Raw genomic sequence first — 17,029 nt, 5'->3', positions numbered from 1 at the left:
TCATCCCCTCTCCATTCTTTTTACTGTTACCCGCTGTAGGAACTGCTCAACCAATTCAGTTGAAATATCACCTGTTTTTTCTGAAAGCGTATTCGCAGCCGATACCGCGATTGCTAACTGAAGCTTCGTCTCGTCTTCATGATTATCTATCATAGAACAAGCTATAGCCGCCACCATTGAATCACCAGAACCAACTGTATTTATTACGTCTAGCTTTGGTGGAGTAGCTCGAAGGACGCCTTTTTGGCTGATGAAGAGTGCCCCTTTCTCGCCAAGGGATACAATTACATTTTCGATTCCATTTTCTAATAATTTGTTTCCAGCGGCGATTACCTGTTCTTCGGATTCCAATGTTGTACCAAATAATTGCTCCAATTCATGAATATTTGGTTTAATAACGAATGGTGCAGCCTCCAAGCTCTTCACGAGATAATCACCACTAGTGTCAAGTACAACTGGGATATTCCTCATACTGCACATACTAATAAGCTGAGCATAAATATCAACTGGCAGCCCTTTCATAACACTTCCAGACATTGTTACAAGAGTAGCTCTTCCAAGGATTTCTTCGAAGTCCTTGATAAAACGATTAACAACATCAGGACTAATTTCATTCCCTGTTCCTAATACTTCTGTAGATATACTATTTTCATCCACAATGTTAATACATTCTCTCGTTTCCACACCCGTATCTGTAAATTGATGTGGTATCTGATCTAGATTTAATAGTTCAATGACTCTCTGACCTGTGTGACCACCAGTGAGACCAACAGCCAATACTGGATAGCCAAGTTGATGAATCACCCTTGCTACATTGAGCCCTTTACCACCAGCAGATGGAATGTTCTTTAATGCACGGTGGACGTCACCTTTACTAAAGCCAGGAACATGATAATACTGATCGAGTGCTACATTCAAAGTAACTGTGACAATCAAGTTAAATCTCCTCACTTTTCACTATCAATTAGTATTTTACCTTTTACCTTTCCATGTGTTTTGAACATCTCAAATGCAGAGGCAATTTCACTTAGTGGAATTTTCTTAAAAAGCAACGACTCATCAATTTTAATGTCACCCGAGCGAATATATTTTGCAGTTTCAATCCACTCTTCACCAGGAAAATCTTGACTGTATGACATCCATGATCCCGTCAAGAAAAACTCTTTACGATTGAGCTGTTCCCATTCATGGACGGAGAAGGTTAGCTCTTTAGTCGGCGTTCCAATGAGACAAACAGCTCCTTTCTTTTTAACTAATTCAAATGTAAGTTTAATAGTCGATGTGTTTCCGGCGGTTTCCAATACATAATCAAAACGGCGACCATCTAATTGCTCCAAGAAAGTAGCATTGGAAGAATTAACGCATTCATCTGCACCAAATCTTTTAGCAAGTTCAAGTCGTTCTTCACTAATATCAAATACCGTCACATGCCCTGCACCTAATATTTTCAGCCACTGTAATGTGAAAAATCCTATATTCCCAATGCCAAGTATGGCAACAGACTTTCCTGGTTGGAAGTCTAGTCGCCGGATGCCATGCAGTGCGACCGTAATAGGTTCAAAAAAAGCTCCTTGTTCAAATGAAATAGAAGAATCAAAGCGAATAGCATTCTTTTCAGGCACCAATACATATTCTGCAAAACTCCCTGAACGTCTGGAACCGACGAAGCTATAGGTTTCACAAAGAGCGTAATCACCATTAATGCAGTATTCGCATTCCATACATGGTAGTAATGGGGCACCAGCCACACGATCACCAACGGAGAGTGATTTCACGTTATCACCGATTTCAACCACTTCTCCTGAAAACTCATGTCCAAGAATAATCGGATATGAGTGAGCTGCATCACCATTTACTCTTGGAATATCAGAACCACAAATCCCTGTGTATTTTACTTTGATAAGGACATCACCAGAACCTGGTACCGGCGTTTCCACGTCCTCATAAATTAGTTTTTCCTTAGCGTTCAGTACACCTGCTTTCATTTCTTTTACCTCCTAGTTGTATATCTGTTCATTCATAACATTAGATAGCTTCAGATACTGATCCATCGCTTTTCTATAAACTACTGTATTTTCTAAATTTGGTTGATGCTCTCTGCGTATAGTAACAGTTCGCTCGACGACCTCTTCAAAGCTTTCATACATGCCAACACCAACACCTGCAAGAAGAGCTGCTCCAAATGTGGTTGCTGTATCTGAACTAGGTACACGAATTGGACGACCTATTACATCCGCATATATCTGAACCCAAAGCTCACTATTAGCTGCTCCGCCCATCGCATGAATATCCAGTTCTTGAATTGGAACGCCAGCTTCTGCTGCTACAAGTAGATTGTGATTAACCGAGAACGCGACACCTTCTAGTACCGAACGCACCAAATGCCCTTTCGTTTTATCGAAGCTTAGCCCATAAAAAAGTCCTTTTGCTTTCGGATTCCATATAGGACTTCGCTCTCCTGAAAGGTAGGGAAGAAATAACATACCATCTGTCCCTGGGTCTACCTTTTCAGCTAGCTGGGTCAATTCATGAAAACTTTCACTTTCGCCAAACTCTTGTTTGAACCAGCGGAGAGCACCTCCTCCACCAACAGTTCCTCCCTGCAAAAGCCATCTTTCCGGAATTACATGTGGTGAAAAAATAAGTTTCGGATGCATTTTAGGTGTATCTAGACAAATACTGACACCACCTGCTTGGCCTCCTTGAAGCTGGGTTTGATTTGCAGTAACTACTCCAGCACCAAGCGTTCCGCATGCTGCATCCAGGCCTCCTGCGACAACTGGTGTTCCCACACTGAGACCAGTCAATTTTGCAGCTTGTTCTGTTACCGATCCAATTACTTCATGACATTCATAAATTGGAGGGAACTTTTCAAGTGGAATCCCCAATTTTCCGGCCATTTGCTCGTTATAAGTGTATGTAACAGGATCATAGAAATGTAGACCATAATTCTGACAGCGATCTGATGAAAAAACACCTGTCAGTCTCAGAGCAATATAACTGTTACTCTGTAGGAATTTATAGGTCTTTTCAAACAACTCTGGCTCATGTTTTTTGTACCAAAGTATCTTTGGTGTTGTATAAGAAGCAGACCAAGCATTCCCAGAAAGTTCAAAGATCTCATCTTCCGTCACTTGAGATTCATACTCTTTCATTACTTCCTTAGCTCGTATATCCAACCAAATTGGAGTCCTACGCAGACTATTCCCATCACGATCTACCGGGATAGCAGACCACCCTTGTCCAGCGATGCCAATACCAGCAATCTTATCTGACGTAACCTCTGAATGCTCAAGGCAATAGTGTATAGAACTCGCAATAGCTTGCCACCATTCCTCAGAATCCTGTTCGACCCAACCTTCTTCCGGATAATAAAGCGGATATTCAGCAGAATGCTGAATAGCCACGTTTCCCTCAGCGTCAAAAATCGCTACTTTACAAGAAGATGTCCCAATATCAATTCCAAGTAAATATTTGCTCACTGTGGCTTCCACCATGTCGTTTGTTTAACTTGATCACTACTACCGCATAAATGCATTTTCTCTATTACTACTTGTTTAACGGTCTGGCGTGCGTGCTTTGTAAATAACTTTGGATCGATGATATTCTCATGGGAAGTAATATACTCTTTTACCGCATCTGAAAAGGCAATGCGTAGCTCAGTCGCATAGTTTATTTTGCTAATACCGAACTCGACACAATGCTTTATATCTTGCTCAGAAAGTCCCGAAGCACCGTGTAACACAAGCGGTACATTTACTTTACTGCGCAGATTTTTTAGTAATTCAAGATCAAGATTCGGCTCACCTTTATAGACTCCATGGACCGTACCAATAGCTACTGCCAACGAAGTAACACCTGTGCGTTCGACAAATTCGGTTGCTTCCTCCACTTTTGTATAACCATCGGCACCATATTCAATATCTCCCGGCTTTCCACCAACCGTACCTAATTCTGATTCTATTGACACGCCAACTGGTTTACAAATCTCAACTACTTCTGTTGTTTGTCGGATGTTTTCCTCAAACGATTGTTTAGAAGCATCAATCATTACAGACGTATAACCTGCCTGGATAGCCTTTAAAGCAAGATCGCGACTGTCTCCATGATCCAGATGTAAAGCTACTGGAACGGGACTATTTTCCACTGCTGCTCGTACCATTGCGTAAAACATTGTCATAGATGCGTATTTTACTGTGTTTGCTGAAGTCTGAATAATAACTGGCGAATTTTTCTCCTCGGCTGCTTCTATAACTGCCTGCACCATTTCCATATTTTCGATGTTAAATGCACATACTGCATAGCCATTTTCCCGTGCGTGTCTTAAAATCGTATCACCTGAAACTAATGGCATTTTACTTCACTCCTTCTAGCTGATGTTTTTCATAAATGCTGTGAAGAGCAACATAGAAATCATCGAATTTATCTTTTGCTCTTTTATACACTTCTTGCATTTCTGGATTATTCTCCTGAGAGCTCTCAATACGGATAAAACGATCAATGACATCAAAGTTGTCATATAATCCAGCTCCCACTCCCCCGATAATTGCTGCACCCATGGAACCAGCTTCATCTAGATAATTGGGTACCTCCACCGGAACTTGGAAAACGTCTGCAATAATCTGACGCCATACCTCACTTTTAGCACCACCACCAATAATCATTAATCGATCAATTTCAATATGCTCACTCAAAATATCGTAAATGATTCCTAGATTGTATGTAACGCCTTCTAACACACTTCGCTGTAACTCACCGCGTGTGGTATCTGATTTAATACCTATATATGAGCCTTTAGAAGCCGTATCCCAGCGGGGTGCTCTTTCACCGAGTAAATAAGGTAAAAATAGTACTCCGTTTGATCCTGGCTCTGTCGCTTCAATCTGCTCATTAATCAGGTCATATACAGATTTACCACTTTCCTTAGCTTGAATCTGCTCCGATGTAGCAATCGTTTCTTTCATCCAACTGAACGACCCACCTGCATATTGCATTGTGCCGTTTGGAGCATAATATCCAGGAATTGCATGTGCCCATGTTACAGTTCTCATATCTGGATCAAAAATCGGTTTCTTTGATGTCGTTGTCACCCATGCAGAAGTTCCAAGAGAGCAATATGTTTTACCTTCACTCACAGAACCAGCGCCAATATTAGCTGTTACACCATCACCTGCTCCAATCACAACTTTAGTTCCCGGAACGAGACCAGTTGCTGCAGCTGCCTGTTCAGTCACTCCGCCTGCCATATATGTTGATGGTTGCAAACCCGGCAATTTTGCTTTGTCAATACCACTTGCTTCAATAATGCGGTCTGACCATTCCAATTTTTCAAGATCAAAACAACCCATTCCATTACCATCTGAGTAATCTGTGACGAACTGGCCTGTCAGTTTCAAGACAATATAATCTTTCGCATTTAATACTTTGTATGTTTTTTCATAAATTTTAGGCTCGTTATCACGGAGCCACATCAATTTCTGAATACCGTATGAAGGTGTGTTGCGGTGACCTACAATATGATAAAATTCTTGTTGTGTTAACTGCTTCTCCAGTTCTTTAGACTGTACAATTGCACGTTGATCTGCCCAAATAATTGATGGACGAAGTGGAATTCCTTGCTCATCAACAACCAAACAGCCCATCATTTGCCCACTGAAACTAACAACTGCTATTTCAGCGGGATCAATTCTAGTATCTTCAATCAATTTCTTCGTAGAATCACATACAGCATTCCACCAGTCATTTGGATTCTGCTCTACCCATTTTTCATTAAAGTAATGTGTAGCATACGGTGAAATACTACTTCCTAACATCTTTCCTTCCACACTGAATATCGTAGCTTTGTTACCTGAAGTCCCTAAATCATGAGCTAAAATATATGTAGCCATCTTATGTCCCCCTTATTTTGTAGCAGTAATGACAATTTCAAATCTATTTTTATCTCCTCTATAACGTGCCAAAGAATATTCAATCGGCTCATCTTTATAATTAAAACCAATCGAAATAAATTGCTGTATTGCTTTACCTTTTGTCATATTTAAATTTTTTATATCATATTGCGTAGCTTCCACAGCTTCAATGAAACGGCGAATTTTACAAATTTGAGTTTCGTTTTCTTCACTTAATATGGGATACAGTGATTCTTTAACCAAGTCACGATCTAACACAAATCCGCATTTGTCATATGGTAAATACGTCTCCACCATCACGATAGGCTCACTGTCAGCAAAACGTCTGCGATGAATGTAAATGACTTTTTCCCCTTCAGCTATTTTTAGATGCACTGCTACTTCATCAGGAACTTCTATTACTTTAAAATCTAGCACTTCTGTACTCGGTGACATACCCAGTTCAAGTATCTGGTCATTGAATGATCCAAGTGCCTGAATAAAGCTTTGTTCAATTTTGGGAGCCCTTACAAAAGTACCTTTACTTTTTACTCGGTATAGCCAACCTTCCTGAACAAGTTCAGTGATGGCTTGTCTAACTGTTGTGCGGCTGATGTCATAAATTTCACTAAGCTCTTTTTCAGTAGGAATAGCATCTCCCACTTTATAAGACCCCTCTTTAATTTGTCGAAGAATTAATTCTTTTAACTGAAAATAAAGAGGAATTGGAACAGATTTATCCAACTTTGTCATTATTATATTCTCTCCTTTTCAAATGTAAATGCTTTCATATATTATAATATTCAGACTTGACTAAAAGTAAAAGACTTATTTATGATTATATCATCAAGTCGTAATATCGCAATGTCATTATCTAATAACATTAGAATTTTTGAAGGAGGAATTGTAAATATGAAATATGGAGTATATTTTGCATACTGGGAAAATGAGTGGGAAACAGATTTCGTTCCTTATATTGAAAAAGTAAAACTACTAGGATTTGATATTTTAGAAGTGGCTGCTCTTGGTTTAGTTCACTTAAGTGATGATGAACTAGCTCATCTAAAAGAAACAGCAAAAGCAGCCAATATCCAGCTTACCGCGGGAATCGGTATTCCAAAGGAGTTTGATGTAAGTTCGGAAGACCAACTAATAAGAAAAAATGGAATTTCCTTTATGAAGAAAGTACTCAATCAATGTCATAAAGCTGGAATTGATCGAATTGGGGGGACTGTCTATTCGTACTGGCCAGTCGATTATTCCAAACCGTTCAATAAGCCAGAGGTCCGCAAAAATTCTATTGAAAGTTTAAGAGAACTGGCAAACTATGCGGCACCATTGAATATTACACTACTAGCAGAAACATTAAACCGTTTTGAACAATTTTTATTAAACGATACGCTAGAAGCCATCGACTATGTTAAAGAAGTAGGCAAACCTAATGTCAAAGTCATGCTTGATACATTTCATATGAATATCGAAGAAGACTCTATCCCAGACGCCATCCGTCTTGCGGGCAATTATCTCGGTCATCTACATATCGGAGAAGGCAATCGGAAAGTTCCTGGCAAAGGTTCACTAGACTGGACTGGCATTGGACAGGCACTCCAAGACATCAACTACTCTGACTCTGTCGTGATGGAGCCATTTGTAAAAATGGGAGGCCAGGTTGGACAAGATATTAAAGTATGGCGTGATTTGAGCAGTAACGCCAGTGGAGACCAACTGGATCAGGAACTAGCGAATTCACTTAAATTTGTAAAAGGACATTTTGAAGAATAATTTAGAAAAAGTCGGCTTAGATTTGAACCACACCCCAGTTGCAAAAACAAAAAACAACGGGGGTGTAGTTTTTTATGACTAAATTTAATTTTGAACAGAAAATGAATACCATTCTTAAATACAAAAAGATTAAAGAAGGATAAGACTAGGAGTTTATGTGGCGGTTGAAAGGAGTTATGTGGGGGTTCGAGGAATTTAAGTGGTGATAGCTACCTTTTATGTGGCAGTTTATCTCTAACACCTTTCGATAACTTTTAAGGCAAAAGAAAGGCCGCTAGAAGTGATTGAATCACCTCTAACGGCACATTATTCATTACTTAATCGATTAATCCTTTCAATCAATCCAATAATTCTCTTCGTCTCTTCAATCGCTACAGGCGATACTCCAGTTTCAAAAAAGTGCACGACTTGTTCGATCAGTCCAGCGTAGTAAGGCTTTTTTTCTTCCCATAAGCGTAAGGAATGAACACTTTTCTTGGAGTGTAGGATTGCTCCAAAACGATTATGCCAGTCGTTTTCGCCTCGAAGGATTGCATGTTTTTCATTAGTAAACGTTAGATGAATTTGTTCACAATCCTTAAATTTCTCTATGTTCATTTTTTCCACTTCTGTTCCAAAAATGGTGACGACCATTTCAAGTAAGTGAATTCCATACCAAAAGTATCCCGGCATTTGTTCTTGGCGAGGGGTAGGTCCGAAAAAGTAGCCACTCTTTATATTTTTGTTACTCGCTACAGCTGCAACTGACTCTGAAAATCTTAAAGACGAGGAACTCATTACTGGCGTGTTATGCATTTTACTGAGATTGATCAATTCTTGCATTTCCACGCTACTCATGACAACTGGTTTATCGATGAAAATTGGTTTACTATAGCTCACTATTTTCTTAAACCAATCTAAATGATTTCTTCCATCAACTGTCCCAATGATTACTGCATCGACAGCAGCCATCAGTTCTTTGACGTCTTCTACTGGAATAACTCCATATTTCTTTGTAACTATTTCATAGTAATTAGGAAAACGCTCGCGGCTAATGGGTAAATCCTCTGAATATGTTGGAATAGCATGTGTTATTTGACCTCCTTTAACATTATACGGAGCACTAGAATCGTTTAATAATCTAGTGAAAATTTCACAATGCGAAGTGTCCAAACCTATTAAACCTATATTCATATACTATTCTCCTCACTATTTACTAGAGTGAAAACTTGCCGTGGTCTACCTCTTCTCGATATTTTCTCTGTCCCAATCACTTCGATTAAAGAAGCGTCTAACCAAGATTGAACAATTCTGTGCGCACTCCTTGGTGTAATTCCTAACACTGAAGCTAGCTCATGGGCAGTAAATTCATTTTTCTTTTTTCTTCGTATTAGGGCAATCGTCTTTTCTATATTCGCTGCATTCATACCAACTGCCTCTGATTGTTGTATTAACAGTCGATCAGTCACCGCAAGTGGGTATTTCATAGGAGCTGTTATATCAATTGGTCCAAATACACTTCTATCCTCATTAACGATATAGCAGCTATCTCCCCCGTTTTCCTGTGCTTGTATAAGTGCAACTCTGGCATGGGAGCCTGCTTCTAATGCCGAATATCCAAAGCCTATCCCAATGGATAAGGTGACCCCTAATTTTATCTTTAATTCATCCACAATCGGCAATACTTTATAACCTTCCGTAACCCTTTCAAATATTCCACGATTTGTTACAAACAAGTATTCCGTACTACTTAATGCCGTCAAATAACCGCTCATTTGCTCAGCAAAATGGAGTAGCATTCGATATGTAGAATGATTTCTTTTTTGAATTTGCTGCTCTGTCATAAAATCGGTTGCTAGCGTATTAGAGTTTTCTATAAAGATTCTGCCAATAATGATTTGCATTTCTTTTTGTTTTCGTTGGTTAGTCGCTAATAGCATTCGTTCGATAGCAACAATAATATCTTCTTCTGAAGGCTTCAGCCATTCATTCACAATATTAATATTTGTTAATAATTCACTTACTAGTTTTAAGCTTGTAATGACAACAGTATTAGGTGTTTTTGCCACGTTCTCCATATGAAATTTTACTATATCCTCTATATTCTCAAGCGTAACTACATCATTGTAGTTGTCGAAACTAAATGTTTCTTCTAAATTACCCCTTACAATTTCAATATAATCATTTTGAATTCCGTCAAAGCTTACATGAGTGAAATTCATTCTATTTTTCATTTTATAGAGCGACTGGTACAGACCCGCACCTTTTAAAGGTATATAGAAGGGTGGTACTTCCATTGGCACCTCTTCTTTAGCAACCAAGTATGGAATTTTTCCCGAATAAAATAAACAATCCACTTTATCTTTGAGCTCCACTGTGAATTCTTTTGCTTTATCCAGTTCATCAGCCAAACGGAATATCGGCTGTATGGTAGGAAAAAGAGTAAAGCAGCGCACAAGTGTGTCATAAATCCATAACGGACCAATTACTCCTACCTTTATATGAGATTTCATACTATTCTCCTTTCCAGCACGAAAAGACACATATTAATGTGTCCCTTCTAACTACTTATTGTTCTTTATCATTACGAAGAAAAGCCTGTACAAATGCATCATCATTTAACTTTGGATAGGTTGCATAAACACGATCGATTTCCTCTGCCTGACCCGGACTTAGAACTTCATGATCAGTTAAACACCAATTTCCTTGCAGAAGTCCCTGTCTTCTCAACACTTCATTAATCCCTGCGATGCTTCCTTTGAAGCTATTTTTAGCATCAAAGAATGCTGAATTTGCATCTGTTACATTTTGCGCAATGGAAAACCAATGCTTATCTAATTCTTTTTGAAGCCTTGCCTGTTTTATTTGTTCAAAGAGGTTTACAGCCTCGTGCGTCCATACCGACCAATGCCCTAAAAGGCCACCGATTATGCTTTTGCTTTCCACTTTACCATCTACTTCATATTCATATGTTGTAAATAAATCTAAGACAATATTATCGTCATTTCCAGTATAGAGTGCAATTTCATCTCTTCTTGGAGAGGCACAAACAGCTCGAATAACATCCAGTGTTAAATACCTATCAAAAGGCGCCATTTTAATACCCACTACGTTTTGGATACTAGCAAATTCCTCCCAAAATTCGTAGCTAAAAACTCGTCCCCCGACAGCTGGCTGCAAATAAAACCCAAACACTGGTAATTCATCTGCAACAGCTTTCGTCCGTTCAATAAGTTCCTTTTCCGAATAATCATGTAACCCACCATTGCTTAAAAGGACCATATCATATCCTAATGCTTTAGCTATTTTCGTCTCTTCTAATGCCTGTTCCGTACCTCCGCAAACACCTGCTATTTTGAGAAACGGACGTTGCAATTGAGCTTTTTCAACTTCCTCCATCGCCAAACGTAAAATAATTTCGTACAGATTGAACTCAGGATCTCTTATTTCAAATTGAGTTGTATGAACACCTACTGCAATCCCACCTACGCCAGCCTCAATATAGTATCTAGTCAATCTTCTTTGGGCATATTCATCTAATTGTTTATCACTTGTCAATGCTAAGGGATGAGCTGGGATAAAGGCTCCTTCATGTAAATGCTTTTGTAGGTCGATTGATAAAGCCATTTAGAATTGCCCCTTCCGTTCCTGAAAGTGAGTTGGTTTATTTATAGTTTCTCCATCGTTTGCTACCCAGTCCGCTGTCCATTCAATCATTTCTCGTATGGAGACACGCGGATATCCAAATAGCTTATGTGCCTTACTCGCATTATTCAGTAATGCATTTTCCTTTTCTACTCCTTCGAATATTGGAGTTTTGCCTAGCAATTTACCAAACTCATTTGCAAGCCATCGGACCGGTAATGTTTCTGGCCCGGTTACATTGAGAATGGTTGGAGGTGAGCTTGCGATTAATAACGACCTAATTGCATATTCGTTCGCGTCTCCCTGCCAAATCACATTTACATGACCCATGGATAAATCTAAAGGAATCTCGTTATATACGGAACGAGCAATTTCGAGTAGTACTCCATATCTCATATCAATCGCATAATTTAATCTAAAAACAGTCAATGGCGAGTTATCTTTATGAGAGAAATATGTGAACACTCGCTCTCTTCCAAGAGAGGATTGACCATACTCTCCAACTGGAGCAACCTCATGCAATTCATCACAGCCACCTAATGTCAAGGGCACTAATGGATATACATTCCCCGTTGAGAAAGCCACAATATTGGAGCCTCTAAAATGCTCTGCTACTCTACCAGGCAGATATGTATTCATCGCCCAGGTAAAGTGTTCATTGCCAGTTGTACCGAATTTATTGCCTGCCATATAAATAATATTTTTCTCTTTCGGCAGAAGTTTCAATTGTTCATCATCTAATAGATCTGTGGAAATTGTTTCGATTCCCGCTTTTTCTAGATCTTCTTTCAATGTTCCATTTGAGAAGCGTGATACCCCTATCACTTTCTTATCAAGCCCAGCTTTATCAATGGCTCTTTTTGCCATTATTGCTAATGTTGGCCCCATTTTACCTCCAATGCCTAATATCAAAATATTCCCTTCTATTTTTCGCATATCCTTTACTAGTGCTTCTGATGGTTCAGTCATTAAATTTTCTAGTTCTTCAACTGTTTTCACATGAATTCCTCCTATCTTTTCTTATGAGAAAAAGATATTTTTAATATTATTAAAAGCTAAATAGATTAATACGAGCAATCCGATAATCCCTAGAACATTACTTAATAGTTTATTTTTAAGCTCTCCCATAATATTTTTGTCATTAGCTACTACTAAAATAGCAATTGCGATGAAAGGCACCACAAATATTGTAACTGCTTGTGCAAAAACAATTAGATTCAAAGGGGCAGACCCAAATACAATCCCAATAATAGAACCGAAGAGCATTACTAAAATAATGAGTAGTTTCACTTTTAAGTTAGATAGGCTGCTTCCGAGTCCTAGTCCATCAGCTAGCAAGGATCCACCAATCGTGGCATTCCCCATCAAGGATGAAAAGGATGCCCCGAACAACCCAAGCATAAAGACAAAAGTAGACCAGCTACCAAAAAGTGGTTCTAACGCTAAGCCCATTTCACTTGCATCATTCACAACAAGTCCTTGAGGCTTTAAAATAGTTGCAGCTGTGATCATTATGAGAAAGGAAATAAAACCTAGAAGAAAGATTCCTAAAAATGATTCCTTACGACCGCTTGCAGCATCGCTAATTTTCCAGCCCTTCTCTTTAACTAAATATGATTGATATAAGGCACCTACGATAGAAAAACTCGTAGCAAATAAAGCAATAATCAACCCCATACTACCCTCAGGCAATACTGGTATAAATCCTTTGAAAATATCAACAATGGATGGTTGCACTACTATTACGGTGATTAAAAACGCTAGCAGCATAATGACAACTAAAACAAGCATCATTTTTTCCAGAATTTGATAAAACTGTTTTGCAAATAACAAACCAATGGATAGGAGAGTGAAGATGATAATCCAAATGGTTGGATCCATATCCGTAACTGCGGATACAGCTATCCCAGTACCAATTGCATTACCTGCCTGGAATGAGGCAGTAACCAAAAATGCACCAATCCCGATTAATACTCCTGCGGGCAATCCCCACTTTTTCTTAATTGTTTGGACGAAACTGTGCTTCGCGGCTAAACCAATCCGAGTACTCATTTCTGTATAGACCATCATTAAAATAATGGCTAAAATAATAGCCCAAACTAATTGGGTTCCATATATTGCCCCAATTTTAGAAGAAAGCGTAACACTCCCTGGCCCCAATACTAATGCAGAAGTAATTAAAGCAGGTCCAAGATAATAAAATATATTCTTCTTTTTTACGACCTCACTGCCCTTTGCTGATACAGATTTCCCCTCAACATCCAAACTAATTCCTCCCCTTACTAAGTATTCTGAATACTCTATAATTATATTAACTTACCGACTGAATTTATGACATGACTATAATATGTCTTTAATAGGCAGGGGAGTTTTCAAGAACAATACAAGGTCCTCATGTTTTAACTAACCTTATTAAGAAAAAACGGGCAAAAAAACGCCCCATCCTTTGGTCAAAACCTGTTTCTATCGTTTTCGAAGTGCTTTGGACAGACGTTTTGCTATAAGATTACCGTTTGATTTTTAAAAAGGCTGGTCGTGACTGCGTCACGACCAGCCTTTTTTCTTGGTAATCTTATGGCGGTTGCCTGTCCGTCGCCCTTCTACAACTATTAGAAACAGGTTAGTGCGTTTTTGGATAACTTGAGAAAAGCCACTTCCTATTCTTAATGGAAGCACACGAAGATACAATTTCGTGTGCTATTTCGCTTCTTTATTTAGTAAACACTTACTATTCCTCTTTATCTCCACCAGTAAAAAGAAAATTGTCCGCCTCCTTCTATCATTGAATAACAGTATCTCTATTTCATCAGCAATTACAAATCTTTTTATCCCTACATTAAATTGGGCTAATCTTATTATCTAAGCGATATGCTTTGCCAAATCTTCTAATGTAGTACTACTCACCTAATCGATTGTAGTGCAAGGTGGCGACTCCGGCGGGAACAGCGCGAGCTGAAGACACCGCAGGAGTGAAACGACAAGGAGGCTGAAGCCGTGCCCGCGGAAAGCGTCCACCTGAAACGGATATCGTAGCATTATTCGTTCTTTTAAGTACCATGACCCCAGTATTCATGGGACTTTTTTATACTTTCTTAGTCTTTTAAAAATAGCCTATTCGCATTAGCGAACAGGCCATTTATTTATTACTTCCATTGTCTTTCTGTATAGCCTTTTGCTTTGATTCCTTCATTTGTTTCTTTAATTATTGCCTCGCCGCCTTTTGCCAAGTACTCCTCAATAAGAGCATCCCAATCAGATACTGGTCTTTGGCCTGCGATCATTTTAGATTGTTCGTTTATTAGGAATTGCATTAAGTCTGTACCTTTTTCTTGATTAGTCGGTGACAGAACCCCATGAGAAGGGTCGATGTACATTTGGTTCGATTCAAACATTTCCTGTAACGAAACTGTCATTTCTTTCAATTCTGGTAGAGTGTAGCTGTCAGCATAGTTGATCGCTGCATCCTCTGGAACCTGTTCTCTGTTATCCAAGAAATATGTTGATGGTGATAGACCTTCAGAAGAGAATGTTGGAACTTGGACAGGTAATCCATTTTCCATATTATAACCAGTTCCTTCTTTACCTAAATAGAAGTCAAAGTCAGCATTTTGAGGATTTTTTTCTTCAGCTGGGAAATATGTTTTTCCGAAATCGACTAGCTCTAATGCTCTGAAAATTTTTCCTTCATCGTCCGCAAGCTTAGCATTTAAAGCAAGAATCCCTGAGTTACCTGAACCCATTGTGAATCCTTTTGATTTGTCTGGTGCTTCAAATGGTGGGATTGCTACAAGCTCTGCATCAGGATTAATAGATAGTAATCCTTCAAAGTATTCTTGAGACATACCTGACACTCCACCAACGAAAATTCCGGCTTTACCAGAATAAAACTCATTATTCGTACTTGCCCAATCAAGAACCGCAAAATCCTTCGTCATTGCTCCTTCTTTATAAAGGTTAGCAAAGAATTGAACTAAATCTTTTCTTCCATCAGAAATGATACCAGGGATAAAATCACCGTTATCATTTTGGTGATACCATGCGTTGAAGTCCCAATAAGTTCCCATATTAAAGCTTGGATTGATATTTTCTCCGATAGCTACACCATAAGTATCAGCTTTACCATTACCATCTGGATCCTCTTTAGTAAATGCAATAGCAATTTTCTCCAGCTCTTCGTAACTCGTTGGAACTTCTAACCCTAGTTTGTCTAGCCAATCCTTCCGAATAATCGGCGTCAAAGGAAATGGTTGAGAATAACGTGGAATCCCATATATCTTGCCATTTACTTTAAAAGAATTGTAAATATAGTCTGGGATTTTACCTAATGTTGCGTAATGTGATAGATAATCATCTAAAGGTAGAAATGCCCCGTCTTCAGCCCATTGATAAAAGCGTGTATCACCAGCTTGGAAACCAACTAAATCTGGCATTGAACCTGAAGCTACAATGGCAGACGATTTTTCCACGTAATCACCTTGTGGAATAATCTCTGGTTTATAATCTACGTTAAAGCGCTCGTTTATCATATCAATACCAGGACTACTTAACGGAGGTGGATCACCAAAACGGAATGTCATCCCCGTGATTGCATATTTTTCACTATGATCAAATGGATCAACTTGCGCATCTGGAGCTTTTTCAGTTTCTCCTGCAGTATCTTTTTCTTTGTCTGTTTCTTTCTCACCTGCGTTTTCATCCGTACAAGCTACCAACATGAAACTGAGGAAAAGAAGTAGAAAGCCAATTATTAAGTGCTTATTTTTCACATTAACCCCTCCATTAATCTTTTTAGTAAGGCTTCGTTCAACAATCGTACAGACAACTTTTTAATGATTATCCTTTTACTGATCCAAGCATCACTCCTTTTGCAAAATGTTTTTGTAAGAATGGATAAACAATAAGTATTGGTAAGGTTGCCAACAAAATAGCTGCCATTTGAACCGTTTCTGGAGGAGGTAATGCCTCTAACATTGCCGCATGACCTCCTAACGCAGCATTTGGTTCATTGACAATGACAATTTGTCGTAAAATAACTTGAATCGGCCACTTTGCAGGGTCGTTCAAGTAGAGAACTCCTGTGAAATAGCTATTCCAATGGCCCACTGCATAAAATAGACCAAATGCTGCTAAAGCAGGCTTAGACAGTGGTAAAATTACTTTAGAAAATATTTGAATATCATTAGCCCCGTCAATAATTGCTGCCTCTGTTAGTTCCTCAGGAATCCCTTTAAAAAATTGAGTCATGATGATTAAGTTAAAAGGACTTATCGCCACAGGTATGATTAATGCCCATAACGAATTCAATAAGCCAGTTTCTTTTACAATAATATAAGTTGGAATCATTCCAGCAGAAAATAGTATTGTAAATAATACTAAGAATAAGATTAACCGTTGCCCAATAATATTTCTTGTGAGTGAATAGGCCATTGTTGACGTAAAAACCAGATTAACAAATGTTCCTACCACTGTGATATAAACTGTCACCCATAGGGAATGGATAAATTGATCGGACCCTAGAATATACGTATAAGCATCTGTCACCCATTCCTTTGGCCATAAAAGGAGATCACTATTAAGTACATCACTTACACTTGAAAATGAAACGGAAAAAATGTATAAGAAGGGAAATAGCATTGTTACAGATATTAATAACAAAAGTATGTTATTAAAAATTTCCATTACCCTTTCGCCACCAGTAGCTTTGAACATAATCTTACCCCCTACAAAAATCTATT

Annotated in this window: 14 protein-coding genes; 1 reads left to right on the top strand and 13 read right to left on the bottom strand. The window is 38.7% G+C overall.

From position 1 onward, the window contains the following. From pfkB to ACN6MX_RS03150, 6 genes are read right to left on the bottom strand one after another with little or no spacing between them, the layout of a single operon-like run. Positions 1-936, bottom strand: coding sequence for a 1-phosphofructokinase (gene pfkB, locus ACN6MX_RS03175; RefSeq protein WP_419961238.1), 936 nt, complete (start codon positions 934-936; stop codon positions 1-3). Positions 937-947: 11 nt separating this feature from the next. Continuing rightward, a complete protein-coding gene (locus tag ACN6MX_RS03170; RefSeq protein ID WP_419961237.1) occupies positions 948-1,985 on the bottom strand; it encodes a galactitol-1-phosphate 5-dehydrogenase in 1,038 nt (345 codons plus the stop codon). A gap of 12 nt (positions 1,986-1,997) precedes the next feature. Then, positions 1,998-3,482, bottom strand: a complete 1,485-nt coding sequence (xylB, locus tag ACN6MX_RS03165; protein ID WP_419961236.1) for a xylulokinase — start codon at positions 3,480-3,482, stop codon at positions 1,998-2,000. Further along, positions 3,479-4,354, bottom strand: a complete 876-nt coding sequence (locus ACN6MX_RS03160) for a class II fructose-bisphosphate aldolase (protein WP_419961235.1) — start codon at positions 4,352-4,354, stop codon at positions 3,479-3,481. The genes xylB (ACN6MX_RS03165) and ACN6MX_RS03160 overlap by 4 nt, the downstream gene beginning before the upstream one ends. 1 nt (position 4,355) lies before the next feature. Beyond that, complete coding sequence (xylB, locus tag ACN6MX_RS03155) at positions 4,356-5,888, bottom strand: xylulokinase (RefSeq protein ID WP_419961234.1); 1,533 nt, start codon at positions 5,886-5,888, stop codon at positions 4,356-4,358. 12 nt (positions 5,889-5,900) lie between these two features. After that, positions 5,901-6,641: a GntR family transcriptional regulator gene (locus ACN6MX_RS03150; RefSeq protein WP_419961233.1), complete on the bottom strand. Its 741-nt coding sequence runs from the start codon at positions 6,639-6,641 to the stop codon at positions 5,901-5,903. A 159-nt stretch (positions 6,642-6,800) separates the two neighbouring features. Here ACN6MX_RS03150 and ACN6MX_RS03145 point away from each other — a divergent pair, with 159 nt between their 5' ends. Continuing rightward, complete coding sequence (locus ACN6MX_RS03145; protein ID WP_419961232.1) at positions 6,801-7,670, top strand: sugar phosphate isomerase/epimerase family protein; 870 nt, start codon at positions 6,801-6,803, stop codon at positions 7,668-7,670. A gap of 306 nt (positions 7,671-7,976) precedes the next feature. On the opposite strand, the gene ACN6MX_RS03140 is transcribed toward ACN6MX_RS03145, so the two are convergent. The 7 genes from ACN6MX_RS03140 to ACN6MX_RS03110 all read right to left on the bottom strand — a co-directional run bounded on the left by ACN6MX_RS03140 (position 7,977) and on the right by ACN6MX_RS03110 (position 17,003). Continuing rightward, positions 7,977-8,843 carry a Gfo/Idh/MocA family oxidoreductase gene (locus ACN6MX_RS03140; RefSeq protein WP_419961231.1) on the bottom strand — a complete coding sequence of 289 codons (867 nt, stop codon included), beginning with the start codon at positions 8,841-8,843 and terminating at the stop codon, positions 7,977-7,979. Beyond that, positions 8,840-10,162 (bottom strand): hypothetical protein, encoded by a 1,323-nt coding sequence (locus ACN6MX_RS03135; protein WP_419961230.1) that lies wholly within the window; start codon positions 10,160-10,162, stop codon positions 8,840-8,842. The genes ACN6MX_RS03140 and ACN6MX_RS03135 overlap by 4 nt, the downstream gene beginning before the upstream one ends. A 55-nt stretch (positions 10,163-10,217) precedes the next feature. Beyond that, entirely contained in the window at positions 10,218-11,276 is a 1,059-nt protein-coding gene (locus ACN6MX_RS03130) for a dihydrodipicolinate synthase family protein (RefSeq protein ID WP_419961229.1), read from the bottom strand. Next, positions 11,277-12,293: an NAD-dependent epimerase/dehydratase family protein gene (locus tag ACN6MX_RS03125; protein ID WP_419961228.1), complete on the bottom strand. Its 1,017-nt coding sequence runs from the start codon at positions 12,291-12,293 to the stop codon at positions 11,277-11,279. It abuts the gene before it with no gap. Between the two features lie 21 nt (positions 12,294-12,314). Beyond that, positions 12,315-13,559: an Nramp family divalent metal transporter gene (locus ACN6MX_RS03120; protein ID WP_419961227.1), complete on the bottom strand. Its 1,245-nt coding sequence runs from the start codon at positions 13,557-13,559 to the stop codon at positions 12,315-12,317. A gap of 878 nt (positions 13,560-14,437) precedes the next feature. Next, positions 14,438-16,060, bottom strand: a complete 1,623-nt coding sequence (locus tag ACN6MX_RS03115; RefSeq protein ID WP_419961226.1) for an extracellular solute-binding protein — start codon at positions 16,058-16,060, stop codon at positions 14,438-14,440. Positions 16,061-16,127: 67 nt separating this feature from the next. Continuing rightward, positions 16,128-17,003 (bottom strand): carbohydrate ABC transporter permease, encoded by an 876-nt coding sequence (locus tag ACN6MX_RS03110; protein WP_419961225.1) that lies wholly within the window; start codon positions 17,001-17,003, stop codon positions 16,128-16,130. Positions 17,004-17,029 lie beyond the last annotated feature (26 nt).

This window comes from Psychrobacillus sp. BM2 (assembly GCF_048572895.1).
In the GTDB taxonomy this organism is placed as follows: Bacteria; Bacillota; Bacilli; order Bacillales_A; family Planococcaceae; genus Psychrobacillus.
Note: the sequence above shows the minus strand (reverse complement) of the source record. Positions and strands in the feature narration are given on the sequence as shown.